The organism is Canibacter zhoujuaniae (assembly GCF_011752015.1).
Classification (GTDB): domain Bacteria; phylum Actinomycetota; class Actinomycetes; order Actinomycetales; family Microbacteriaceae; genus Canibacter; species Canibacter zhoujuaniae.
In genome coordinates this window covers 136,139-159,313 of the sequence record NZ_JAAIKA010000001.1, presented here as the reverse complement: position 1 = coordinate 159,313, position 23,175 = coordinate 136,139, and the positions used below count along the sequence as shown (strand labels likewise).

At 54.1% G+C, this 23,175-nt stretch carries 22 protein-coding genes, 1 tRNA gene and 1 other RNA gene; 13 read left to right on the top strand and 11 right to left on the bottom strand.

Annotated features, from left to right (window positions below; genetic code table 11):
• Nucleotides 1–42 precede the first annotated feature (42 nt).
• Both HCQ99_RS00765 and HCQ99_RS00760 read left to right on the top strand, forming a co-directional pair.
• Nucleotides 43–531 carry a hypothetical protein gene (locus HCQ99_RS00765; RefSeq protein WP_166984666.1) on the top strand — a complete coding sequence of 163 codons (489 nt, stop codon included), beginning with the start codon at nt 43–45 and terminating at the stop codon, nt 529–531.
• Nucleotides 524–1,228 carry a DUF4191 domain-containing protein gene (locus HCQ99_RS00760; protein WP_166984665.1) on the top strand — a complete coding sequence of 235 codons (705 nt, stop codon included), beginning with the start codon at nt 524–526 and terminating at the stop codon, nt 1,226–1,228. The genes HCQ99_RS00765 and HCQ99_RS00760 overlap by 8 nt, the downstream gene beginning before the upstream one ends.
• 54 nt (nt 1,229–1,282) lie before the next feature.
• Here HCQ99_RS00760 and HCQ99_RS00755 read toward each other — a convergent pair whose 3' ends face one another.
• Nucleotides 1,283–1,726, bottom strand: a complete 444-nt coding sequence (locus HCQ99_RS00755) for an RDD family protein (protein WP_166984664.1) — start codon at nt 1,724–1,726, stop codon at nt 1,283–1,285.
• A gap of 185 nt (nt 1,727–1,911) precedes the next feature.
• Here HCQ99_RS00755 and glnA point away from each other — a divergent pair, with 185 nt between their 5' ends.
• Nucleotides 1,912–3,336 (top strand): type I glutamate--ammonia ligase, encoded by a 1,425-nt coding sequence (gene glnA / locus HCQ99_RS00750; RefSeq protein ID WP_166984663.1) that lies wholly within the window; start codon nt 1,912–1,914, stop codon nt 3,334–3,336.
• A 55-nt stretch (nt 3,337–3,391) separates the two neighbouring features.
• On the opposite strand, the gene HCQ99_RS00745 is transcribed toward glnA, so the two are convergent.
• From HCQ99_RS00745 to HCQ99_RS00725, 5 genes are all read right to left on the bottom strand, one after another.
• Nucleotides 3,392–6,451 (bottom strand): bifunctional [glutamine synthetase] adenylyltransferase/[glutamine synthetase]-adenylyl-L-tyrosine phosphorylase, encoded by a 3,060-nt coding sequence (locus tag HCQ99_RS00745; RefSeq protein WP_166984662.1) that lies wholly within the window; start codon nt 6,449–6,451, stop codon nt 3,392–3,394.
• The gene (locus tag HCQ99_RS00740) at nt 6,438–7,775 is read right to left on the bottom strand and encodes a glutamine synthetase family protein (protein ID WP_166984661.1); all 1,338 of its coding nucleotides are present in this window, start codon (nt 7,773–7,775) and stop codon (nt 6,438–6,440) included. The genes HCQ99_RS00745 and HCQ99_RS00740 overlap by 14 nt, the downstream gene beginning before the upstream one ends.
• The gene (locus tag HCQ99_RS00735) at nt 7,772–8,017 is read right to left on the bottom strand and encodes a hypothetical protein (RefSeq protein ID WP_243854753.1); all 246 of its coding nucleotides are present in this window, start codon (nt 8,015–8,017) and stop codon (nt 7,772–7,774) included. The genes HCQ99_RS00740 and HCQ99_RS00735 overlap by 4 nt, the downstream gene beginning before the upstream one ends.
• A gap of 15 nt (nt 8,018–8,032) precedes the next feature.
• An RNA gene (rnpB, locus tag HCQ99_RS00730) (RNase P RNA component class A) lies at nt 8,033–8,404 on the bottom strand.
• Between the two features lie 28 nt (nt 8,405–8,432).
• Nucleotides 8,433–9,152, bottom strand: coding sequence for a zinc ribbon domain-containing protein (locus HCQ99_RS00725; RefSeq protein ID WP_166984660.1), 720 nt, complete (start codon nt 9,150–9,152; stop codon nt 8,433–8,435).
• 144 nt (nt 9,153–9,296) lie between these two features.
• On the opposite strand from HCQ99_RS00725, the gene HCQ99_RS00720 reads away from it, so the two are divergent.
• Nucleotides 9,297–10,718: a glyceraldehyde-3-phosphate dehydrogenase gene (locus HCQ99_RS00720; RefSeq protein ID WP_166984659.1), complete on the top strand. Its 1,422-nt coding sequence runs from the start codon at nt 9,297–9,299 to the stop codon at nt 10,716–10,718.
• 54 nt (nt 10,719–10,772) lie between these two features.
• Nucleotides 10,773–11,621, top strand: a complete 849-nt coding sequence (locus tag HCQ99_RS00715) for a universal stress protein (RefSeq protein ID WP_166984658.1) — start codon at nt 10,773–10,775, stop codon at nt 11,619–11,621.
• A gap of 53 nt (nt 11,622–11,674) precedes the next feature.
• On the opposite strand, the gene HCQ99_RS00710 is transcribed toward HCQ99_RS00715, so the two are convergent.
• Both HCQ99_RS00710 and HCQ99_RS00705 read right to left on the bottom strand, forming a co-directional pair.
• Nucleotides 11,675–11,748, bottom strand: a tRNA-Val gene (locus HCQ99_RS00710).
• 58 nt (nt 11,749–11,806) lie between these two features.
• Entirely contained in the window at nt 11,807–12,328 is a 522-nt protein-coding gene (locus tag HCQ99_RS00705; RefSeq protein ID WP_166984657.1) for a redoxin domain-containing protein, read from the bottom strand.
• A gap of 160 nt (nt 12,329–12,488) precedes the next feature.
• Here HCQ99_RS00705 and aceE point away from each other — a divergent pair, with 160 nt between their 5' ends.
• Nucleotides 12,489–15,215, top strand: coding sequence for a pyruvate dehydrogenase (acetyl-transferring), homodimeric type (gene aceE / locus HCQ99_RS00700; RefSeq protein ID WP_166984656.1), 2,727 nt, complete (start codon nt 12,489–12,491; stop codon nt 15,213–15,215).
• A 349-nt stretch (nt 15,216–15,564) separates the two neighbouring features.
• Here aceE and HCQ99_RS07035 read toward each other — a convergent pair whose 3' ends face one another.
• The gene (locus HCQ99_RS07035; protein ID WP_424945203.1) at nt 15,565–15,789 is read right to left on the bottom strand and encodes a helix-turn-helix domain-containing protein; all 225 of its coding nucleotides are present in this window, start codon (nt 15,787–15,789) and stop codon (nt 15,565–15,567) included.
• A gap of 15 nt (nt 15,790–15,804) precedes the next feature.
• A complete protein-coding gene (locus HCQ99_RS00695; protein ID WP_166984655.1) occupies nt 15,805–16,050 on the bottom strand; it encodes a helix-turn-helix domain-containing protein in 246 nt (81 codons plus the stop codon).
• 115 nt (nt 16,051–16,165) lie between these two features.
• Between HCQ99_RS00695 and HCQ99_RS00690 the strand changes: the two genes are divergently transcribed.
• Nucleotides 16,166–16,492, top strand: coding sequence for a helix-turn-helix domain-containing protein (locus HCQ99_RS00690; protein WP_166984654.1), 327 nt, complete (start codon nt 16,166–16,168; stop codon nt 16,490–16,492).
• A gap of 313 nt (nt 16,493–16,805) precedes the next feature.
• On the opposite strand, the gene HCQ99_RS00685 is transcribed toward HCQ99_RS00690, so the two are convergent.
• Entirely contained in the window at nt 16,806–17,006 is a 201-nt protein-coding gene (locus HCQ99_RS00685; protein ID WP_208317133.1) for an XRE family transcriptional regulator, read from the bottom strand.
• 681 nt (nt 17,007–17,687) lie between these two features.
• On the opposite strand from HCQ99_RS00685, the gene HCQ99_RS00680 reads away from it, so the two are divergent.
• The 6 genes from HCQ99_RS00680 to HCQ99_RS00655 all read left to right on the top strand — a co-directional run bounded on the left by HCQ99_RS00680 (nt 17,688) and on the right by HCQ99_RS00655 (nt 23,172).
• Nucleotides 17,688–18,896 (top strand): PucR family transcriptional regulator, encoded by a 1,209-nt coding sequence (locus tag HCQ99_RS00680; protein ID WP_166984653.1) that lies wholly within the window; start codon nt 17,688–17,690, stop codon nt 18,894–18,896.
• A 76-nt stretch (nt 18,897–18,972) separates the two neighbouring features.
• Nucleotides 18,973–19,926: an ACP S-malonyltransferase gene (locus HCQ99_RS00675; protein ID WP_166984652.1), complete on the top strand. Its 954-nt coding sequence runs from the start codon at nt 18,973–18,975 to the stop codon at nt 19,924–19,926.
• A 29-nt stretch (nt 19,927–19,955) separates the two neighbouring features.
• Nucleotides 19,956–20,957, top strand: coding sequence for a beta-ketoacyl-ACP synthase 3 (locus tag HCQ99_RS00670; RefSeq protein ID WP_166984651.1), 1,002 nt, complete (start codon nt 19,956–19,958; stop codon nt 20,955–20,957).
• 57 nt (nt 20,958–21,014) lie between these two features.
• The gene (locus HCQ99_RS00665) at nt 21,015–21,260 is read left to right on the top strand and encodes an acyl carrier protein (RefSeq protein ID WP_166984650.1); all 246 of its coding nucleotides are present in this window, start codon (nt 21,015–21,017) and stop codon (nt 21,258–21,260) included.
• A 125-nt stretch (nt 21,261–21,385) separates the two neighbouring features.
• Nucleotides 21,386–22,618 (top strand): beta-ketoacyl-[acyl-carrier-protein] synthase family protein, encoded by a 1,233-nt coding sequence (locus HCQ99_RS00660; protein WP_166984649.1) that lies wholly within the window; start codon nt 21,386–21,388, stop codon nt 22,616–22,618.
• Nucleotides 22,618–23,172, top strand: a complete 555-nt coding sequence (locus tag HCQ99_RS00655; RefSeq protein WP_166984648.1) for a PadR family transcriptional regulator — start codon at nt 22,618–22,620, stop codon at nt 23,170–23,172. Before HCQ99_RS00660 ends, HCQ99_RS00655 begins: the two co-directional genes overlap by 1 nt.
• The last annotated feature ends 3 nt before the right edge of the window (nt 23,173–23,175 follow it).

The following is a 23,175-nucleotide window of genomic DNA, read 5'->3' as shown; positions in this document are numbered from 1 at the left end:
CGCGCACAGTCCGTGCAGCTGCAGTTTTTTAATCTGAGTGTTATGAAAAGAAAACGGCGCTCCCCCACAAGTTTCTTAAATGCGGCTGATCTCGCCGGAATACTAATCTCTGTCACCAAACATATCGAGGCGGGGCAGGTTCAAACATGTCATGGCGGCTTAACTGCAGCGCAGCTGCGTATCGGTGACGGGTGCCTGTCATATCGCAAACTACCAAAACAGCCGCTCAAAATCGCCCAATGGTCTGACGAAAAGCGCCACAAACATGACGAGCTGTGCACTCACGCTGGATACTCAGTTAGTGACGTTATTCGGCTCGTAAAATCTCTCAAAGTGTCTGGGGCGCGCCTTATAGAGCATATTGCGAAGATAAGCCGAATTGCGATATCGGAAGAGTTTTCTGAGGGCAAGTATCCCAGATGGTCGGTGTCAGAAATTTTAACCGCAGAATTTGAGAACTATCTCACGCCACGTCTGCCAACTAAAGCACTTGATGTGGGCTGGCTCAGCTATCCTAGAAGTTATGGCTAAAGAAAAGACGCAGCGCGAACCGGGTCGCATCAAACAGATGATTCAGGTCTACAAGACCACCAAACAGCACGACAAAAATCTGCCTTTTGTTTTGCTGTTCTGGTTCCTCGCGCCGATTCTGATCGCAATCGCGCTGCCGATCCTCCTGCCAGGGGCGGGCATTGTCTCTTGGATTCTGTGGCCTCTAACCGGCATTATGGCCGGTATTCTCGCCGCGATGATTGTGCTGGGGCGCCGAGCTGAGCGCGTCATCTACACACAGATTGAGGGGCAGCCTGGCGCTGTTGGAGCGGTGCTCGCGAACGGTCTGCGTCGCAGCTACCGTGGTTCAGAGGTGCCGGCAGCTGTTTCAGCGCGCACAAAAGACGCTGTCTACCGTGCGGTTGGTAAGGCCGGTGTTGTTCTCGTCGGTGAGGGGCGGCCCGACCGGCTTGGGCGACTCATGGGTGACGAAGAACGGAAAGTAAAACGTGCGCTGCCAAGTGTGCCGGTGCACCGCGTGTACGTTGGAAACGAGACCCCCGAGCAAGTGCCACTGCACCAGCTGCCGAAGACCATCTATCGCTTTAAGGGCGCACTGCGTCGCAACGAAGTAACCGTTGTGCACAACCGGCTGCAGGCGCTGCAGGGCGCACCAGTTGGTATTCCGAAGGGTGTCGACCCCAACCGGGTGCGCCGTCCAAGCAAACCACGCTAAGCCTTTTAACTGCTGGGCTAAAATTTGCGCGAGCTTGCAGCGCGGCACTAAAAATTAGGGGCGGATCAGCACGGTTCCGGCAATCTTGTCGTGAAAACCGCGCTGGTCACTATCCCAGACCAGAGCTGGCACCACAAGGCACAGCAGCAGTGTGCGCACAATCGGGCGCCACAGCCACTGTAAATAGCCGTCTTTTTCTGCATAGATTGAAGCCAGCCGGAGACCAAAAATATAGTGTCCTACTGAGCCGCGCACAGTCAGCAGCATAACCATCTGCATTAGGGCAAAAACGATTAACTGGTTCAGCGGTTCAATTCGGCCACCACTCTGCCAGTAGACAATTGCAGTCGCAAGACCCCAATCAACAAAAATTGCCCCCAAACGGCGCCCGATCCGCCCGATAGAGCGCGCACCAGACTCGTTCAACCCTAAACGCTCACCGGGATATTTACTCGGTGACACATCACCAAACTTGACCCCTTGTTGCTTGCTTGCCATGCCCTCAAGTATACGAGGCTCCAGTGATTTCAAGCTTCCCCGCTCGTCGTCAGCAGACGCGGTCAAAACGGAGTAATCTAAAACACGTGCCGGATGCATTCGCTCGCTGGGCAAAAACCACGCTGAGTCTGGTTTATTCCGCTACTCGAGTTAGCCGGCCCCTTCAATTCATAGGAGAGTAATCAATGTTTAAAACCTCGACCGAAATGCTCAGCTACATCAAAGAAAACGATGTTGTCTTCGTTGATATTCGTTTCGTCAATCTCCCCGGCGTGCAGCAGCATTTCAACGTTCCGGCGCAGGATCTTGACGAAGATTTTTTTACAACAGGCCAGCTTTTTGACGGTTCTTCGATCGCGGGTTTCGAGGGCATTGCAAACTCAGATCTGCAGTTAATTCCAGACCCCACGTCTGCCTATGTAGACCAGTTCCGTGACGAAAAAACACTGATTGTTGTGTGCGATATTTACAATCCACGCACCGGCGAAATTTATCACAAAGATCCGCGTCAGGTCGCTAAAAAGGCAGAACAGTATCTCCTCTCTACCGGCATCGGAGATACCGCATACTTCGCACCAGAGGCGGAGTTTTATATTTTTGACTCGGTACGGGTTAGAAACCTCCCAAACGCATCCGGGTATGAGATTGATTCAGATGAGGCAATCTGGAACAGCTACGAGCATCAAAACGGCAATAATCAGGGGCACTACACACCGCTTAAGGGTGGCTACTTCCCAGTAGCACCGGTAGACAAGCAGGCGGATCTGCGTGACGACATTTCGGTGCGTCTCATGGAGGCCGGTCTTACTGTTGAGCGCTCACATCACGAGGTTGGGGCACCGGGCCAGGCTGAGATTAACTACCGTTTTAACACGCTAGTGCGCTCAGCAGATGACGTTCTAAAGTTTAAATATGTGGTAAAAAATACTGCAGAACTCTGGGGCAAGAGCGCTACATTCATGCCAAAACCAGTTGCCGGCGACAACGGCTCCGGCATGCACGTGCACATGTCACTCTGGAAGGGCGGCGAACCACTTTTCTACGATGAGAACGGTTACGCAGGCCTGAGCGACACCGCACGGTGGTACATTGGCGGCATTCTAAAGCACGCGAAAGCCTTGGCTGCCTTTACTAACCCAACCGCAAACAGCTATCGCCGTCTTGTTAAAGGCTTTGAGGCGCCGGTAAACCTTGCATACTCTGCCGGCAACCGCTCAGCTTGTGTGCGCATCCCGATCACCGGATCCAACCCGAAAGCAAAGCGGATAGAGTTTAGAGCTCCCGACGGTGCTTCTAACCCCTACCTCAGCTTCGCCGCCCAGCTGATGGCCGGTATCGATGGAATCCGTAATCGTATTGAGCCGCTGGCACCAATTGATAAGGATCTGTACGAACTGCCACCAGAGGAAGCAAAAGCTATTCCACAGCTACCGGGCTCTCTGGAGGAGGCACTCGTGGAGCTTGAGAACGACCACGACTTCCTGCTTGAGGGTGGGGTCTTCACCGAAGAGCTAATTCAGACTTGGATCGATTACAAACGAGAGGAAGAGCTAAAGCGCTTAGCTGCTCTGCCAACACCGGGAGAGTTCGAGCTCTACTACTCCATCTAATGCACTAGATTAAAGTCCCGCCAGCTGGAAACTAAGACGCTGGCGGGACTTTAATCTATAAGCGAGCACCAAAGAATTGTTCTTCAAACACCTGCCTGGCGCGACGTGAAGCGCTAAACCAGGCTTCCTCTAACTCAGTGGTGTGAGCGGGATCAAACCCGAGGATGCAACTGATACCGGCTAATGCGTGTCGATCAGTCGGTAGCGTGTCAGATGCGCGCCCCTCCCACAGCATAATTGCGGATCGCAATTGACTCGCCAGCTCCCAAGCGGTGCGCAAAACTCTAGCGTCAGCAGCCGAACAAATCCCCGCTTGCACAGCCGCTTCCAAAGCCGCAAGTGTTTCCACAGTGCGCAGAGCCGGCACTTTTAGCCCGTGCTGCATCTGCCACAGCTGCACCAACCATTCGGTGTCCGAGACTCCACCTGGCCCAAGTTTTAAATGCCTGCGGGGTTGTGCCCCGCGTGGCAGGCGTTCGGTCTCCATGCGGGCCTTTAGCTTTCGCACTTCCCGCAACTGTTCACTGCCGAAGGAGTCACGGTAGCGCACAGCATCTGCGATTTCGAAGAATTCTGCCGCCAAAGTTTTATCACCGGCAACGAAGCGGGCCCGTAATAGCGCTTGCGCTTCCCAGGTGAGCGACCATTTTTCATAGTAGTTGCGGTAACCCGTAAGATTGCGCACAAGCGATCCGTTTTTCCCTTCCGGGCGTAAATCTAGATCGAGTTCTGTGCCGGTGAGCGGATCAGATACCAGCTGCCGCAAAGTTGCTACAACTGTCTGTGCGATACTCGCCGCACCCTCGACCCCTTCTGGTGCCCCATACACCGCTATAACATCTAGGTCGCTTGCAAAACCGAGTTCACCACCGCCGTAGCGCCCCATAGCAATTAGTGCGATCCTTAAACTGTCGGCGCCGGGGGTAAATCTTTGAATCTGGGTGAGCAGCACACTCAACAGCGCGGTGTGTGCGGCGTCAAGCCCTGCGGCGCTCTGTTTTTCGTCTGTCACTCCCACCAAACGAGACAGCACAAGACGTAATATCTCGCGTCTGTGCACACGCTTCACCGCCTCAACAACGGCTTCAATAGTTTCTCTGCGGGTGGCGAGCGCGTTCATTTCCTCTGTGATCGCGCTGCTTGCAAGAGGCTGTAACCGACTGTCGTCTTCCAGCCAGGCGACACACTCTGGCATTTTTTCGAGCAGATCAGCCCCGAAGCGTGAGCCGGAGAGCACACGCGTTAACCGTTCAGCCGCTTCTGTGCCATCACGCAATAGGCGTAAATACCAGGGCTGTTCAGCGTTTGCTTCACTAATTCTTCTAAACGCTAGCAGCCCCGCATCAGGGTTTACGCCCTCCCCCAGCCACTGCAGCAATACCGGGAGCAGATTGCGTTGGATCTGCGCCCTTCTGCTGGTTCCTGCGGTGAGTGTTTGGAGATGGCGTAACGCGCCTTGCGGATCCTTAAATCCAATACTCTGTAGGCGATCGCGGGCGGCATCGGCGGTTAAGAGGAGATCCTCACCCTGCAACTGGGCTACTGCGCTGAGCAACGGTGCATAGAAAATTTTGATGTGCAGACTGCGCACCCGCTGTTTGATTTTTTCCCAGGCGGTAACCAGCGCCTCAGCATTTCCGTAGCCGCTGGTGCGCGCAAGCACACGCTGCGGTTCATGCTCTCTAGGCATGAGTGCTGTGCGCCGCAGGTGGCGAAGCTGCAGCCGATGCTCCCACACACGCAGTTGCCGGTATGAGTTGCTCAACTCTTCGCCGTCTGCGCGTGCGATATAGCCGCCCTGCACGAGTGCTGTTAGCGCGTCTAATGTCGATCTCAGACGCAGCGACTCATCGTGTGCGCCGTGCACCAACTGCAACAGTTGCACACTAAACTCAACGTCACGCAGGCCCCCAGGCCCCAACTTGATCTGGTAATCAATATCTGCGATATCTATGTTTTCGGTGACGCGCTCACGCATTCGTCGCACACTGCCCACGAAATCGGGGCGATCCTTTGTTGCCCAGATGAGCGGAGTAACCGCTGCAATAAACTGTGTTCCGATCCGCTCATCGCCAACAGAATAGCGCGCCTTTAAGAGCGCTTGAAACTCCCACGACTGCGCCCACCGATCGTAATAATTGAGATAGGAATCAACTGTGCGCACAAGTGCACCGTCTTTACCCTCCGGGCGTAAATTGGGATCAACCTCCCACAGCGGCGGCTCAAAGCTCGGAGCGCCGATCGCGCGCATGGTTTCACCCGCTATTCGCGTTGTGGCGCGCAATAAATCATCGGTTCCGATATCACTTGCTGCGCTATCGGTCACAAACAGCACATCAACATCAGAAACTATGTTTAGTTCTCGGGCACCGCACTTACCCATCGCTATCACTGCGAGGGGTGCTTTGCGCGCGTGCTCAGCAGGTATCGGGATGCCGGAACCACCACCGGCGGCTAGTGTTGCGCGAGCGACCAACATTGCAGCTTCTAAAGCAGCATCGGCAAGGTCGGACAGTGCGCGTGACACCTCAGAAAACAGCAGAGTGGGATCCGCAGCTTCAAGATCTGCGAGGGTAATTTCGGCGAGCAACTGGCGATACCTGATACGCAGAGCCGACCAGCCCGCCTCACCGGCCCTAACTTTACGATCGATAGGCTCTTCCCAAGCTTCCGGATTGTCGCGCAAACGCTGCTGCAGTTCCGGGGTGAGCACCGGGATTGCAGCTGTTTCACCGCTCTCAACGGCGCTGAGCAACTCATCTCGGTAGGTTTGGGCTGACCTAATTGCGCCGCCGCGTGACAGCAGCGGCAGCAGACTTGCCGGGTTCCGCTGCCAAAACTGCGCCAGACCTTCTGATGCCCCGTACAGCAGCGCAAGTCGCTCCCATTCGAGACCGGATAGCTCACTAAACCTGCCGGGGTGGCGTTCGAGATGCTCCCGCACAAGCCGGAGCGCGGAGTCTGGATCGCCAGCTCGTGCGAAAGCCGTTAGTAGGTTTCTAATATCAGTGCTCGTCAGGTTGCTTAACTCTGCAAGCGCCTCACGCGCACTGCTCAACTCGGCGAAACCAGCTCGCGCGAGTTCAGACAGCGTTACCTGTTCAGAGACGGTCAAGGTTCTGTTCTAGCTCCCATTTCGTAACCTGACTGCGGTACTCTTCATTTTCGCGACGTTTTTCACGCAGGAAATAAGCAAAAGCCTGCTCACCCAGTGTTTCAGCGACAAGCTCAGACCGCTCCATCACCTGCAGCGCTTCACCTAACGACCCGGGCAGCGGTGTCAGGCCGAGTGCGCGGCGTTCAGCTCGTGAGAGATCCCAGACATTCTCTTCAGCTTCCGGCGGCAGTTCGTATTCTTCTTCGATGCCCTTCAAACCTGCCGCAAGCAGCACAGCATACGCAAGATACGGGTTCGCGGCGGGATCCAGCGCACGATACTCAATACGCGCGGATCCGCCTTTGCCTGGTTTATACATCGGCACACGAATGAGCGCGGAATGGTTGAGGTGCCCCCAGGAGATATATGGCGGAGCTTCGCCACCACCCCACAGTCGCTTGTAAGAGTTCACAAACTGATTGGTGACCGCGGTAATTTCAGCAGCGTGCTCCAGAATCCCAGCCATGAAACGCCGACCGATAATCGATAGCTGATACTTTGCACCCGGATCAAAAAATGCATTCTGATCGCCCTCAAATAGCGAGAGATGGGTGTGCATACCGCTGCCGGGTTGGTCGCGGAAAGGCTTGGGCATAAAGGTTGCGCGCACCCCCTGCGCAATAGCCACCTCTTTGATGACGGTTCTAAACGTCATAATGTTGTCTGCCATTGTCAGCGCATCGGTGTAGCGAAGATCAATTTCGTTCTGCCCCGGGCCGCCCTCATGGTGACTAAACTCGACAGCTATCCCGAGATCTTCGAGCATTGCAACGCTTGCGCGTCGAAAGTCATGCGCCAAGCCACCGGGAACATTGTCGAAGAAGCCTGCGCCGTCTACCGGAATCGGCACACCGTTTGCGTCAAGCTCTTTCTCTAACAGGTAGAACTCGATCTCAGGGTGTGCGTATAGCGTGAACCCTTTTTCGCTCGCCCGTTCTAACTGTCGCTTTAAAACCTGCCGCGGATCTGACACCGCCGCTTCGCCGTTCGGTGTGAGCAGATCGCAAAACATGCGGCCGGTTGGTTCAATTTCACCGCGCCACGGCAGTAGTTGGAAGGTGGAAGGATCGGGAACGGCGAGGAAGTCAGATTCAAAAGCGCGTGTGCGCCCCTCAATCGCTGAGCCATCAAAACCGATTCCCTCAGTAAACGCGCTCTCCACTTCGGTGGGTGCGAGCGCAACGGATTTTAGACCGCCGCCGATATCAGTAAACCAGAGCCTGACAAAGCGAACTCCGCGTTCTTCTATCGTGCGTAAAACAAAGTCACGCTGTTTTGTCATGCCCGGCCCCAGTCGTCTTCTTCAGCTTCTTCGGCTTTCCAAGCATCTGCTCGCTGCTGCAGCTTGTCAGGCGCGGCCTGCGCTTCAGCAGCGGTTGGAAAAGGCCCAACGCGATACACAGACGGGGAGAGTTTCCCTTTTTCAACCTCACCGGTCTGTGTGTTGTACCAGTACTCTTCGCCGGTCTCTACACCCCAGTCTTCTGCTGTCATTAGCGTGCCCTCCAGATGAAATTTAGACACTACTAAGACTAGTACGGAACGGGTCGGATCATACGCCGGGTTCTGTGCGACGCGCTAGACGTCGTGACAATCATCTATCTCGGCCTACTGTTGCCAGCAGGCTCTAGCAACCTACCCGAAAACTCGACGGGGAGTCTGTTAGCGTTTTCTGCATGGTCTTGCTCCGAGCGAGGTTTACCTAGCCGACTGCGTCACCGCAATCGCTGGTGGTCTCTTACACCACCCTTTCACCCTTACCAGCAAAACACTGGCGGTCTACTCTCTGTTGCACTTTCTCGCGGGTCACCCCGGGTGGGCGTTACCCACCGCTCTCCCCTGTGGAGCCCGGACGTTCCTCGGCGCAGTCTCACTTGCGTTTAACTGCGACGCGATTGTCTCACCAACCCGTTCCACGCTCTAGCTTAGCGTTAAGAATTTAGATGCGCACCAGGATGACACCGGTTTGTGGATCATAAATGATCTCGTCTTCAGGTATCGCATTGATTTCAGCAAGCTCACCCGGTGACAGTTTCATATTGCTCGCCTCAGAAACACCGTTGCGAAGTGCCGCCGCTCCAATGCCTGTGCGGCCACGCATTTCTTCATACTCTGTCAGCAGCTCTTTTGGAATACGCGTTTCTTTATTCAGCCGCTCTTCCTGTGTTGCCTCTAGCTGCGCGCGAATTTCAGCCGCAGCCGCCTTAGCCTCCTGCTGCGTCTCTTTCCCCTGCGTTGCAATGGCATCGAGCACCGCTTTAGTTTCTGCAAGGTTTTTTTGAGCGTCTGCAGTAATCTCGCCAAGCTCGAGCTCTTGCAGCTCTAAGTTTTCTTTCCGCGTTAATAGAGTGGCGATCTCGTGCTGCAGATTCTGTGCAAGCTTCGCGTCGCTAGCTGCTGTGAGCCGCTTCTCGTCTTGTGTAAGGCGTTTCAGCACAGTTTCAATGTCATCGCTGGTGCGTTTTTCTTGCACCTCAGCAGCTTCCAAAGCGCGCTGGGCCTCAAGATAGTGCGCGCGTGCCGTAGCTGCCTGCGTCTCTAACTCCCGCAATTTGGCAATTTGAGGTAGCTGCTTCAGGCTGCGATTGTGTCTAGCAACTTCGGTGTCGAGTTTGGCTAGCTCAAGCAGCGCCAACTGCTGTTCTCTGCTGGCTTTCATATGACCCTCTTTCAATTTTGAAGCAGTACCTAAACTTTAGCCTGTCTGAGCGCGAAACACAGAGAAATTTGGGATACTTAATACAGCCAAAGCTGGCTGCGGCGGGCAGGCCGGTTTCACCTTCGATGCTAGGAAAGTAACTTCATGACTACCACTGCAAAAGATCATCTCGAAAGCTGGAACACAAAAATTGCGCTTGCTGAAGAGCTGGTGCCTCAGATTGGCAAACTGTACCGCGAGAATGATGTTGTGCTCTCGGTTTACGGCGCTTCTTTAGTGGGTCAGAGCCCGATTGAAATAGTGCGCAGTCACCGCGCTGTGCGACACATTGAAGACGCTGAGCTACCGCTTGCGCAGACCGCTGCCGTCGTTAAAGCTCTGACAGAATTAAACCCCGCACCTGTCTCCTTAGATATTGCAAAGGTGCTGCGCGAGGTTGGCACGGGGGATGTTACCGAGTATCTGCGCAAAGAGATTTCTAATGCCAACGCAGCAACTGGCAACGGCACAGATGTTGTGCTCTACGGTTTTGGGCGGATCGGCCGGCTACTCGCCCGCATTCTGATTGATCACACCGGCAGCGGGCGCGGTCTCAATCTCCGCGCTGTTGTGGTGCGCAAAGCTAGTGAGAACGATCTCGAAAAACGCGCCAATCTGTTGCGGCGCGACTCAGTGCACGGCCCCTTCAACGGTGTTATCTCTATCGATGCTGAAAATGACGTAATTATTGCCAACGGTGTGCGCATTCAGGTCATCTACTCTAACGATCCAGCAACCGTAGACTACGAACAGTACGGCATTAAAGACGCAATTGTGGTTGATAACACAGGCCGCTGGCGTGATGCGGAAGGCCTAAGCCAGCACCTGCAGTCAAAAGGTGTTGCGCGCGTGCTTCTAACCGCACCCGGCAAGGGCGACCTCAAGAATGTTGTGTACGGCATCAACCACGATGTCATTACCGATGACGACAAGATTATCTCTGCAGCAAGCTGCACAACCAATGCGATCACTCCAGTATTAAAGATTGTTAATGACGCCTACGGAGTCACTCAGGGTCATGTTGAAACAGTGCACAGCTACACCAATGATCAGAACCTCATCGACAACTTCCACAAGGGCGATAGGCGTGGTCGCGGTGCGGCGCTAAACATGGTCATCACTGAGACGGGCGCAGCAAAAGCGGTCGCGAAGGCACTGCCCGAGTTTGCTGGCAAGCTCAGCGGTAGCGCGATTCGTGTGCCAACCCCTGACGTCTCCCTCGCAATTCTCAATCTGCAGCTTGAAAAAGATATCACTCGCGAAGAAATTAACAGTCTGCTGCAGGAAGTTTCACTGACCGGTGAGCTCCGTTCACAAATTAACTATGTGGAATCACCAGAGATTGTCTCTACCGACTTTGTTGGTGAGCGCCGCGCAGGAATCGTTGACGGTCTGGCAACTCAGGTGAGCGGTAAAACCGCGATCCTCTACGTGTGGTACGACAATGAGTTCGGATACAGCTCACAGGTTGTGCGCGTCATTGAAAAAATGGCCGGTAATCACCCGGCGCATATCCCAGCGAAGTAGCCAGATTCTGGCACCTGCTGACCAACAACAGATTAATCAAGAAATTAGATGACAATGGCAGAGAAATATATTATCGGCGTAGACGGATCAGAAGAGAGCCATCGCGCTCTTGCGTGGGGGCTTGAACGGGCAGCAGCGCATAAGGCGGATGTCGAGCTGCTCTACGTCGCCGACGACTCCTTCCTTTCTGAGACACCTGTTTTCGTCTCCGACGCGCAGGCAGCTGGTGAGAAACTGCTTAAAGCAGAGGCCGAGCACGCACGCACACTTGGATTCGAAGGCACAATTACCGGCAATGCGATCGTTGGCAACCCTGTTGGTGAGCTAGAGAAGGCTTCAAAGCGTGCAGACTTAATCATTCTCGGCGCACACCACGGCAGCAGACTCGCAGGCACGTTCTTTGGCACACGGGCGGTGAAGATCGCAGCGGCTGCACACTGCCCCGTCGCTGTAATTCCGCTTGAGAAGCCGGTACGCCCAACTAAGGGTGTTGTTGTTGGTGTTGATGGCTCTGACGCATCTGTTAAGGCTGTTGAGAAGGCCGCAGCAGAGGCCGCCACACTCGGTGTGCCGCTGCACGCTATCTATGCTTGGATGACGCCGCTTACTCCCGGTATTGAATTTCTGTGGAGTCCAGAGCTGATTCAGGAGCAGGAAGAAAAAGCGCAAGAGGCCCTCGCTATCGGCACCGCGGGTGTTAAAGAACGCTTCCCCGATCTTGAGATTGTGCGTGAGGTGGTGCAGGCACCGCCTGTCAGCGCGCTTGTTGAGGCCGGTCAGGACGCCGCCGCGGTCGTTGTTGGAAGCCGCGGCCGCAACGCACTATCTCGTTTGCTGCTCGGTAGCGTCAGCCACGGAGTGCTACAGCAGCTCCCGACCACTGTTATTGTCACCCGCGCTTAAAACGGGATAAAAAGAAAAGTCCGGCTCAGCCGGACTTTTCTTTTTAGTTTCAGTGCGCCCGGAGAGACTCGAACTCCCGACCCCCTGGGTGTAAACCAAGTGCTCTAACCAACTGAGCTACAGGCGCTTGTTGTTTTTGACAACTCGAAAACTATAACACGGTTTTAAAAACCAATGCAAGCAAGCTATTTTCGGCGTGTCGATAAAAGCTCTAACGCTTTGAAGTAGCGCGTAATCTCTCGCGCGCGGCTCGGCGCTGAGCTAAAACGATCGATGATCTCTCCGTCACCCACAACAAGCACAGTGGTGCGGGTCGCATGTTTAGCAACCGGATTGTATGCAGCAAACTTCCGCGCCACCCTCCCCCGCGGCTTCGCGTCTGAGAGCAGCTCAAAGTCGACACTGTCACGCACACCATGCTGCGCTGCCCATGAGGCCAGCACCTCGATCTCATCGCAGGTGACAACCTGCAGCCGGACGCCACGCTCTAAAAATTCTGGCTGGTGCGCTGTCAGCTCCTGCAGTTCTTGCGCACAAACCGGTGTGAAAGCGCGCGGAATAAACACTAGAAAAACGGCTTTAGGATCATCGCCCACCTCTGCACCGTTACGCGAGGTTCCTAGAGGGCTTGGCGCACCTGTGGCGCTTGGCAGTGTGAAACGCGGCAGATGCTCGCCGATCCGTCCCGCAAATTTTTGTCGAAACAAACACAACCTACTTTTGTATAAAACCAACTGGCTAAAGGTCAAACTATTGTTGAACAACCCCAGGCTATCCACTGAAACAGGTAGTAGGCTTAAAGAGTTGGTTTGTTACCCAAATGGGCAGTCACAAACTTAACTTTCCAACGTTGAACTTAGGAGCACAATGCCTATTAACACTGAAGATCCTTATGCACCGGCTACCCCCGATCAGGATCCAGAAGAAACAGCGGAATGGCGTGAATCCCTTGATGATCTGGTAGCGCAGCGCGGCCCGGGTCGAGCTCGTGAAATTATGAGCAGCATGTTGGCTCGGTCACGTGAGCTGCATCTAAATGTGCCACAGATTCCTACCACTGACTACATCAACACCATCGCCACTGAAAATGAGCCAGAGTTCCCGGGCGATGAGCAGCTGGAACGCGAATACCGCTCATATATCCGTTGGAACGCAGCAATGCTTGTGCACCGTGCGCAGCGTCCTGGTATCGAAGTTGGCGGGCACATCTCAACTTACGGCTCAGCAGCGTCTCTTTACGAGGTTGGGTTTAACCACTTCTTCCGCGGCGCTGAGCACCCAGGCGGCGGCGATCAGATCTTTATGCAGGGTCACGCATCTCCGGGCATGTACTCTCGCGCATTCCTTGAGGGGCGTCTCTCGGCGGATCAGCTTGACGGTTTCCGTCAAGAGGTGTCGCATCACAGTGGCGGCATGCCAAGCTACCCGCACCCACGCTTGATGCCCGACTTCTGGCAGTTCCCGACAGTGTCTATGGGTCTCGGCCCAATCAATGCGATCTATCAGGCGCAGTTTAATAAGTATTTAACGAACCGCGGCATTAAAGACACCAGCGATCAGCATGTGTGGGCTTTCTTGGGCGACGGTGAGCTCGACGAGGTTGAGAGCCGTGGTCAGCTGCAGGTTGCTGCGAACGAAGGTCTTGACAATCTCACTTTTGTGATCAACTGTAACCTGCAGCGGCTTGACGGCCCTGTGCGCGGTAACGGCAAAATCATTCAGGAACTTGAGATGTTCTTCCGGGGTGCGGGTTGGAACGTTATCAAGGTTATCTGGGGTCGCGAATGGGACGATCTGCTGAAGCGCGACACCGAGGGAGCGCTGCTGAACCTCATGAACACCACCCCTGACGGCGACTTCCAAACTTACAAGGCTGAGTCTGGTCTCTTCGTCCGGCAGAACTTCTTCGGTCGTGATGAGCGCGCACTGAAACTGGTTGAAGATTACACTGACGACCAGATTTGGGGTTTGCGTCGTGGTGGTCACGACTATCGCAAGGTTTATGCGGCATACAAGGCTGCTGTCGAGCACAAGGGCCGCCCAACTGTGATCCTTGCGCACACTATTAAGGGTTACGGTCTCGGCCCGCACTTTGAGGGTCGCAACGCAACCCACCAGATGAAGAAGATGACGCTGGACGATCTAAAACTCTTCCGCGACACCATGCATATTCCGGTCAGCGATGCACAGCTAGAGGAAAACCCATACCTGCCGCCGTACTACCGTCCAGATGCTGACAGTGAAGTCATTAAGTACATTCACGAGCGGCGTCGGGCGCTCGGCGGCTACCTGCCCAGCCGCAGCGCAAGCCACATCGATTTGGCGATGCCCGATAAGAAGGGTTATGCGATTGCGAAGAAGGGTTCTGGCACACAGAAGGCTGCGACCACGATGGCCTTTGTGCGCATGCTGAAAGATTTGATGCGTGATCCTGTTTGGGGTGAGCGGATCGTGCCTGTGATTCCTGATGAGGCTCGTACTTTCGGCATGGACTCATATTTCCCGAGTGCGAAGATCTACAACCCGCAGGGTCAGAACTACGTTTCTGTAGACCGCGATCTGCTGCTCGCATATAAAGAGAGCCCGCAGGGGAAGATCCTGCACGTTGGCATTAACGAGGCCGGCGGTCTCGCCGCCTTTACAGCGGTTGGCACCTCCTATGCCACACACGGTCAGCCGATGATCCCTGTGTATATCTTCTACTCGATGTTTGGCTTCCAGCGCACCGGAGATGCGTTCTGGGCTGCCGGTGATCAGATGGCGCGTGGTTTTGTTATTGGTGCAACCGCCGGGCGCACCACACTGACCGGCGAAGGTCTGCAGCACGCTGACGGGCACTCACCTCTCTTAGCGTCAACCAACCCGGCTGTGGTCACATACGACCCCGCCTACGGCTATGAGATCGCACATATTGTGCAATCCGGTATTGAGCGTATGTATGGCGGTAAGCACCCGGATCCGAACGTTATGTACTATCTCACTGTTTACAATGAACCTGTTTCGCAACCGGCTGAGCCTGCAGATGTTGATGTTGAGGGCATTGTGAAGGGTATTCACCGAGTGCACACTTCTGACGCAAGCGGTGAAAAGGCGCAGATATTTGCTTCTGGTGTTGCGGTGCATTGGGCGATTGAGGCGTCTAAACTACTCGCGAAAGACTGGGGTGTGAGCGCAGATGTCTGGAGCGTTACCAGCTGGTCTGAGCTTTACCGCGACGGTTTGCGCGCCGAGAAGCAAGAGTTTATGAACCCAGATCAACCAGCGCCTAAGGCGTATCTGACGCAGAAGCTTGCTGACGCTGAGGGGCCTGTAGTTGCGGTTAGTGACTTTGAGACCGCGGTGCCTGAGCAGATCCGCAAGTTTGTTCCAAACGATTACTCTGTGTTGGGTGCTGACGGTTTCGGCTTCTCTGATACTCGCGCGGCAGCGCGACGCTATTTCGGCATTGACCGTGAGTCTGTTGTTGTGAAGGTGCTGCAGCGTTTGGCCGCGCAGGGCAAGATCGATCGAGCTGTGCCACGCGAAGCATTCGATAAGTACAGGCTGAAAGATGTCAAGGCCGGCACAACCGGTAGCGCTGGTGGTGACGCTTAAGCTTTGGTCAGCAACGCTTAGCTTGCATTATTTGTCGCTAACGAACAGGGGCGGCGTCCTAAACCCTTTAGGGTTTAGGCACTAAGCCTTTGGAAGTGTGTGAAAATCCCCGGAAAATCAATAGCTTTTCCGGGGATTTTCACATTTTTGTTGCATTGCTTTAGCCGTTTTATGGTTTTACTCGCAAGCATGCGACCACATCAGAACGCGCCTATAACGGGGCTTAGCCCCTACGCGTATAACGGGTAAATCTAAATATTTACGTAATGTCGCTACCGACATGTCTAGTTCGCTTACTAACCGTGCTGCGGAGACTACTGCCGGGATGTTAAACACTTCCCCAAGTTTTCTAACTTCTCCCACCGTAGCCAGTCTGAATAAAAGGAATACCTTTAAGCCGGCCATTGCGTGATGTTTCCCGCCATCTGTAGAGCACTGAGACTGATATGCCTGTCTCTTGCGCTACTTGTTTAGGGGTTAGCATTGTCGGTAATTCTTTTGGTAGTTTGATAACTAGTCCGGCACCTTTGTTTGTTGTTTCGTTTGGTGTGGACGGTATGATGTTGTTTGGCATCTTTTTTCTTTCTTTCTAGTTGCCGTCGCCCGTGGCTAACGCTGCGGGCGTTTTCTTTTCTTCTAGTCTGTGCCGGTAAAGTTCCAGCGGCTCAGTCTCAAAAAATGCCCCGAGCTCCTGCAAGTCGTCTACCGTGAGCGGCGACAGCCCACGAAGCTTTTTATAAAGCGTTACTCGCGCTATACCCATATGTTCTGCAGCTTCTTTAAGCGTTTTCCCTGAGCGGAGCGCCAATACTTTAACCTCTGCAGCTAAACTCATTTATTCTCCCTAGTGTTCCTATAGCGGATCATTTAATATAACCCTACCGTTCTTTAAACGAAACGCAAATTCTCTAAACTTGCTCGGCGTGTTGCATTATAGGTACGCTTTGATTATGGGCAAACAACAGCTAGGGGTGGGACACCTCAACTCAGCACTAATAGACATAATCAACGACACAAAACACGATAAAGACATGTCACTAAGGGCACTAGCCGCCGCTTCCGGCATCTCCCTAACCAGACTTTCTCACGTGATGCGCAAAAACCGGCCCCTAATGATTGACGAACTGCCCGCACTTTGCGCACCCCTCGGCCTAAAAGACTGGCAAGTATTGCGGGACGCCCAAAACACCACGCCCAAAGGCGCGGAAACAACTACAGCACACGAAGCTAACGAAACCAAACCGGCGAAGAATACGCCCTCGCCGCACAAACAATGACAGACCACGACCACGCCCTCACCCAACAATGGGACCAACACGCAGAATAACCCCCGCCATTTTGCGCACGGAATTAAGTTTTAACTAAAAACAAGCAACCCCACCCAAAACTTAACCCCGTTATAAACCCATACACCCCCCAAATAAACTAAACCCCGAAAAAACCACACCACCAACCGGGGATACACAATGCACCTAGAACAACTAGAAACCCTCGCCGCAAAACAACAAATCAAAGTAGACAGCCCCGCCTAGAGAAGGCCCTACAGCCAACCCTAGACGGGCACACTACCTAACATAGGCAGTGAGAAAATTATTCTTGTGTCTCGGCTTGTTGGTTGCGCCAGTTGCCGCGCCCCGGCCGATTCTCGTTCCAGTCGTCCACTGTTTCGGGTAGCCACCCGCGCACGCGCCCTATCATTGCGTCAGGTTCAGGTAGCTTGTAATGTCGTATAGCGCCAGCTGTAATGCCTAGGCGGTCTGCTATATCGGTTGTTGATAGATAGCGGATCATTATTATTTTTCCTTGTCTTTTACTGAGATACCTAAACAAGCGGCGATAAAACACCAAGCAGCCACGATTCCCGGCTCAGAGCCAGTTAACGCAAGAATGCCTGCAAAAGCTGCGAGAATTGGTGATAGTGTTTTCATTTTTGTTTTAATGGCTAGAGTATAGTTTTAGGTGTGTGGGAGGGTTTCCCCCTCCCACACGTATCGGTTATCTAATTAGATCCCCGATGGCCGAGACCAGGGCGGCTAGTCCGATGAGCAATGTTCCGACTGCTGAGATTAGCGCGCTCTGGTCTTTCTTTTTGTCTTTTTTAGCCATTTTTCCTCCTTTCAACTCATAAACCGCCACAACACGCTCCAAATCATCAACCGGCACCGGCTGAACAGGGCGACCCGACACCGACGCCGACCCCCGATTACCCTGCGGGGCAGACGCAACCCAAGCTGAATACAATACTCACCAGCCTGCGCCAGTGTTGCAGTCATAGACGGTGTAGAATTATGAGGCAACGCTACCGGCAGATCAAAGGAGAGGCGAGGTGCGTCTCCCCCGTATCGCCCTTATCGCTACGCGGTAAAACCAACCGAATATACGGTTCGTCACGCATCTCAGATTGCGAGACAGTAGCCACCCTTTGCTCTACCGGTTCGACCTTTAAACACAACGCTGTCGCAGGAGGTAGCTATGTCCACTCAGCTCGAGCAAACAAAGCTCTCCGAACTGAAGTGGTTGCGTCAAGTGGCTGGCGAGATGGCACAGCTTTCTGTGCGGCGTATGCAGACAGAGCTGCCCTGGTTTGCCGGCACGCCATCCCGGCGCCGCCAACTACTAACAGTCGTAGTGCAATCAGGTATCGACTCTTTTATTCACTGGTACGAGAATCCAAACGACTTTAAGCAGGTAACGGGCCTAATTTTTGGTAACGCACCGCGAGAGTTGCTGCAATCAGTGAGCCTCCAGCAAACCCTCCAAATGACCCAGATCGTTGTCACTGTGATTGAAGAACGTGTTGCCAAAAAGAGCCCCGCTCTGCGCGAGACGACACTGCTATTCAGCCGCGAAGTTGCTTTTGCTGCTGCGCAAGTTTATGCGCGTGCCGCAGAAGTGCGCGGCTTGTGGGATGCACGTCTTGAGGCACTTATAGTAGATTCCATTATCACCGGCACCTCAGATGATGAGCTGCCGAGTCGCATTGCAGCACTCGGCTGGAACGGTCAGGGTGAGGCTGCAGTTGTGGTTGGCTCAGCCGATCGCAGTCTTGATATTGATGAGTTACGGCGCGAAGTGCGCAAACACCACTGTGACGTTTTGATAGGGCTGCAGGGCACGCGATTGGTGCTTGTGCTCGGAGTGCTTGAAAAACAGGATGAACCCACAGCATCGCAGCGATTTAAGTCACTCACAAACGATCTCAAACAGTTCTTTACCGATGATCCGATTGTGCTCGGCCCCACCGTAGAATCACTTGTAAAGGCGCACATCAGCGCTCGCGCAGCACTCAACGGCATAACCGTAGCCGCCGCAAGATCCGAAGTGCACTACCCCATACACGCCGATGATCTACTCCCAGAACGGGTAATCGCCGGCGATCCGCTCGCAAAACAAACTCTGCTCTTGCGCGCATACAAGCCACTTTCAGAAGCCTCAGGCGAGCTGCTGCCAACACTGCGCACATATCTCGCGCAGGGTCGCTCACTAGAAGCAACCGCGCGGGTGCTATACGTGCACACTAATACGGTGCGCTACCGTTTGAAACGAATCTACGAACTTATCGGGTGGCAGCCCACCGAAGCTCGCGACGCATTCACGCTGCACACTGCGCTGGTGCTTGGGGAGATCAGCCAGATGCCGCGCAAAAAGATGAGCAGCGCAAACAACCGTCATACATTGTAGATAACCTCTAACAATTTCTAAAATCTTTAGCCTTAAATTGCTAAGTTTTTCAGGGAGTATCTGTAAAACTAGTTATGTGATTGTCATTGCATGCCCCGGTCAGGGGTCTCAAACACCAGGTTTCCTCAGCGAGTGGCTAAAAGATGCGTCTTCGGCTGCTTGGCTGCGTGAGGTTTCAGAACAGATCGGCATAGACCTAGTGCAGCACGGCACCGAAAGCGACGCAGAAACCATTCGCGCCACGAACATTGCGCAACCACTGATTGTCGCTGCCGGCGTGCTCACAATCAATAAGCTCAACTCAGAGCTTGACAGGCTTGATCCGACTCTCGCACAGAAAATCAAAGAGCAGCTTGTTTTTGCAGGCCATTCTGTGGGCGAAATTACCGCGGCCTACGGTGCCGGAATATTCGACGCGGAAACCGCCGTCCGTTTTGTTTCGCTACGCGCAAACGAAATGCAGAAGTGCGCTGCTGTCGCCGAAACAGGGATGGCTGCTGTTTTAGGCGGAGAAGAAAATACAGTGCTCGAAAAGCTCACCGAACACGGTCTGGCTCCGGCTAACTACAACGGCGGCGGTCAGATTGTTGCTGCGGGGCTGGTTACCGGTGTTAAGGCTCTTACAGCTGATCCTCCTGAAAAAGCACGTGTGATCCCACTTCAGGTGGCCGGCGCTTTTCACACAGAGGTGATGAGCGGCGCGCGTGAAACACTTTCTGCAAACCGCAATCAGTTTGCCGCTAACGATCCGGTGTATCCAATTCTCACAAACAAGGACGGATCAGCAGTTACCAGCGGAAAAGAATATCTTGATCTGCTAGTACACCAGGTTGCTGCGCCGGTGCGCTGGGATCTGTGCATGAAGACACTCGCCGAGCAGGGCGCAAAACTGTTTGTCGAGTGCGCACCAAGCGGTGCACTCGCGGGTCTTGCACGCCGCGGCTTAAACGGAGTGCAAACCGAAAAAATTAACAGTCCTGACGATGTAACCGCGTTTGTAGCAGAACTAGCAAGCACAGCCGCAGCTTAAACACGGTGATCGAGTTAGAGAGAAGTAGCATGACACTAACACTGAAGCAAACAAACGGACCTAAGGGTTCCGAGATCCTTGCTATGGGCGCCGCCCGCGGGGAAAACACGGTCGCCAATGATGATCTGGTTGCTGCAATCGACTCTTCAGATGAGTGGATTCGGCAGCGCACCGGAATCGTCACCCGCAAACGCGCAGGTAAAGATGTTCTTGCAGTCGATCTTGCGACCGCTGCGGCACAGGAGGCGATTGCAAAATCAGGTATCGACCCGAGCAAAATCGACCTGGTAATTGTCGCAACCATTAGTAACGTGCAGCAAACCCCTTCAATAGCAACTGTGCTCGCCGATCGAGTTGGCGCAACTCCGGCCGCGGCAATTGACGCCAACGCTGCATGCGCCGGCTACTGCTACGCGATCGGGCAGGCTGACTCTTTAATTCGTGCGGGGCAGGCAACATACGCCCTTGTTGTTGGCGCAGAAAAACTGTCTGACCTTGTTGATCCCACCGACCGCACTATTTCATTCCTATTGGGTGATGGCGCTGGCGCAGCAGTGCTTGGCCCGACAGACAATCCAGGTATTAGCGCGAGTGTTTGGGGTTCCGACGGGGGGCGTGCGGGTGCAGTGGGCATGAACGCAACGCTCACGGAGTTCCGTGATGGTGTTGCTGAATGGCCAACCCTCCGCCAAGACGGCCCGAGCGTCTTCCGCTGGGCAGTGTGGGAGATGGCAAAAGTGGCCAGGGAGGCTCTCGAAACCGCCGGTGTTACCGCAGAAGATCTAACGGCGTTCGTTCCCCACCAAGCGAATATGCGTATTATCGACGAATTTGCAAAGCAGCTTGGTCTGCCAGACCATGTTCTTATTGCGCGCGATATTGCAGAAACCGGCAACACTTCCGCTGCATCAGTTCCGCTGGCAATGCACCGCCTCCTTGAGGAGCATCCAGAAGCTTCCGGCGGGCTCGCACTGCAGATCGGTTTTGGTGCAGGACTTGCATACGCGGCACAGGTAGTACGTCTACCGTAAAATTAAAAAGCTTGGGTTTGAGAAAGCTCAGACTCAATAAATTAAAGGAGAAATCAAATGGCACTTAGCAACGAAGAGGTACTTGCTGGCCTCGCAGAGCTGATCAACGACGAAACTGGCATCGCGCCAGAGGTTGTGGCTCTCGAAAAATCATTCCAGGATGACCTTGACATCGACTCAATCTCAATGATGACCATCGTCGTTAACGCTGAGGGCAAGTTTGGCGTTAGCATCCCAGACGATGAGGTTAAGAACCTCAAGACTGTTGGCGATGCGGTTAACTACATCGTTAACGCATCTTAAATACAGTTCAATCTAATTGATGTGCCGAAGTGGCAGTCACTTGATTAGTGACTGCCACGGCGCACATATTTAAGACTTTTATTGCACACCTTCCCATAACTTTTACTGCACAGCTGGAGAAAAAATTGACCAAGATAGTAGTTACAGGTATCGGTGCGACCACCCCACTCGGAGGCAATGTTAGGGATACCTGGGCAGCCTTGAATGCTGGAAAGTCTGGTGTGCAAACACTCACCCATCCGTGGGTTGAGCAATACAATCTCCCTGTGCGATTTGCGGCTGAGGCACTTGTGCGCCCGGAAGAGGTGCTCGAGCGGCCCGTCGCAAAACGTCTCGACCCTGCAAGCCAGTTTGCCCTCATAGCAGCTATGGAGGCATTCGCAGATGCGGGAAGCCCAGAGGTCGCCCCTGAACGTTTCGGAGTTGACTTCGCAACCGGTATCGGCGGTGTCTGGAGTCTGCTCAATGCGTGGGATACGCTGCGCGAGAGCGGCCCCCGTCGTGTTATGCCAATGACTGTGCCCATGCTGATGCCCAATGCAGCATCCGCAGCAATCTCTATGCACTTCGAAGCTCGTGCATACGCGCACACAGTCGCTTCCGCCTGCGCTTCGAGCACTGAATCTATCGCTAACGCACTGCAAAATCTGCGCGCGGGTAAAGCCGATATTGTGATTGCCGGCGGCACCGAGAGCGCAATTCACCCAATCACAGTCGCCTCATTTGCCTCGATGCGCGCGCTTTCAACCCGCAATGATGACCCGGCAACAGCGTCACGCCCGTACGCGATTGACCGTGACGGCTTCGTGATGGGTGAGGGCGCTGCCGCTCTCGTACTCGAAACAGAAGAACACGCAAAAGCGCGCGGCGCAAAAATTTACGCTGAACTTGCTGGCGGCGGTGTAACAGCTGACTCTTACCACATCACCGCAAACGACCCTGAAGGCCGTGGCGCTGCACGCGCTGTCGCACTCGCACTGCAGCAGGCTGACGCAACGGCAGATGATGTCACTCACATCAACGCTCACGCAACCAGCACACCAGTGGGCGATATTGCTGAATACACTGCGTTAAAGCGGGTATTTGGTGAGCGTGTGAACGATATTCCGGTCTCTGCCACTAAAGGCGCAACCGGGCACCTGTTGGGCGGCACCGGCGCACTTGAAGCAGTGTTTACAGTGCTCGCCCTCGGCGACCGTCAGGCCCCGCCAACTATCAATACAGGCACGCAGGATCCAGAAATCCCGCTCACCATCAGCGATCAGCGGCTGCCGCTGGGAGATGGCCCACAGCTTGCGATTAGCAACAGTTTCGGGTTCGGTGGGCACAATGCGGTGGTTGCGTTCCGCAGCGTCTAATGTCCTTTGTAAAGCACGCTCTGATCTCGCTTCTAACTCTCGGTGACGCCTATGGGTCACAGCTTGGAAGCGAGATTTTGTGTCGCAGCGGGCACAAGCTAAACACCGGTCAGATTTATTCAACACTCGACCGTCTCCAGAGCGAAGGCCTTGTAACAACAACTGGCGCAACAGCCGACGGTTTGCAGCTGCTTAGCGTGACTGAGGCTGGAGCTCAAGCAGTACACAACTGGGCAAAAACTCCCGCAGAGTCGTATACAGACATGGTTGCAAAAGTTAGCCTGCTGGCTACTGTCGACGCCCAGCTGTTTGCTACCGCTGTGCGGGTGCAGCGAGATTACTGGGTAGCTAAAGACAACAGTTTTGAATTGCAGCACGGCAATAATTATCCGCATCAGGTGTTTACGGAAGAAGCAACAACTCTTCTGGCAGGCGCAGCTTTTGCATGGCTGTCACACGCTGAAAAAATCGGGGCTGCGCCGCTACCATTAAACGCCGAACGCCCTAAACGCGGCCGTCCAAGCACAAAAAAGCGGCCGCCAAGTTTTACATAAACT

Bases quoted from the DNA above. Each gene is read 5' to 3' on its own strand.
- HCQ99_RS00690 (WP_166984654.1), top strand. From the start codon at position 16,166: ATGGGCAAACAACAGCTAGGGGTGGGACACCTCAACTCAGCACTAATA.
- HCQ99_RS00695 (WP_166984655.1), bottom strand. From the start codon at position 16,050: ATGAGTTTAGCTGCAGAGGTTAAAGTATTGGCGCTCCGCTCAGGGAAA.
- HCQ99_RS00665 (WP_166984650.1), top strand. From the start codon at position 21,015: ATGGCACTTAGCAACGAAGAGGTACTTGCTGGCCTCGCAGAGCTGATC.
- HCQ99_RS00760 (WP_166984665.1), top strand. From the start codon at position 524: ATGGCTAAAGAAAAGACGCAGCGCGAACCGGGTCGCATCAAACAGATG.
- HCQ99_RS00765 (WP_166984666.1), top strand. From the start codon at position 43: ATGAAAAGAAAACGGCGCTCCCCCACAAGTTTCTTAAATGCGGCTGAT.
- HCQ99_RS00740 (WP_166984661.1), bottom strand. From the start codon at position 7,775: ATGACAAAACAGCGTGACTTTGTTTTACGCACGATAGAAGAACGCGGA.
- glnA (WP_166984663.1), top strand. From the start codon at position 1,912: ATGTTTAAAACCTCGACCGAAATGCTCAGCTACATCAAAGAAAACGAT.
- HCQ99_RS00655 (WP_166984648.1), top strand. From the start codon at position 22,618: ATGTCCTTTGTAAAGCACGCTCTGATCTCGCTTCTAACTCTCGGTGAC.
- HCQ99_RS00725 (WP_166984660.1), bottom strand. From the start codon at position 9,152: ATGAAAGCCAGCAGAGAACAGCAGTTGGCGCTGCTTGAGCTAGCCAAA.
- HCQ99_RS07035 (WP_424945203.1), bottom strand. From the start codon at position 15,789: ATGCCAAACAACATCATACCGTCCACACCAAACGAAACAACAAACAAA.
- HCQ99_RS00755 (WP_166984664.1), bottom strand. From the start codon at position 1,726: ATGGCAAGCAAGCAACAAGGGGTCAAGTTTGGTGATGTGTCACCGAGT.
- HCQ99_RS00670 (WP_166984651.1), top strand. From the start codon at position 19,956: ATGACACTAACACTGAAGCAAACAAACGGACCTAAGGGTTCCGAGATC.
- HCQ99_RS00715 (WP_166984658.1), top strand. From the start codon at position 10,773: ATGGCAGAGAAATATATTATCGGCGTAGACGGATCAGAAGAGAGCCAT.
- HCQ99_RS00685 (WP_208317133.1), bottom strand. From the start codon at position 17,006: ATGATCCGCTATCTATCAACAACCGATATAGCAGACCGCCTAGGCATT.
- aceE (WP_166984656.1), top strand. From the start codon at position 12,489: ATGCCTATTAACACTGAAGATCCTTATGCACCGGCTACCCCCGATCAG.
- HCQ99_RS00680 (WP_166984653.1), top strand. From the start codon at position 17,688: ATGTCCACTCAGCTCGAGCAAACAAAGCTCTCCGAACTGAAGTGGTTG.
- HCQ99_RS00720 (WP_166984659.1), top strand. From the start codon at position 9,297: ATGACTACCACTGCAAAAGATCATCTCGAAAGCTGGAACACAAAAATT.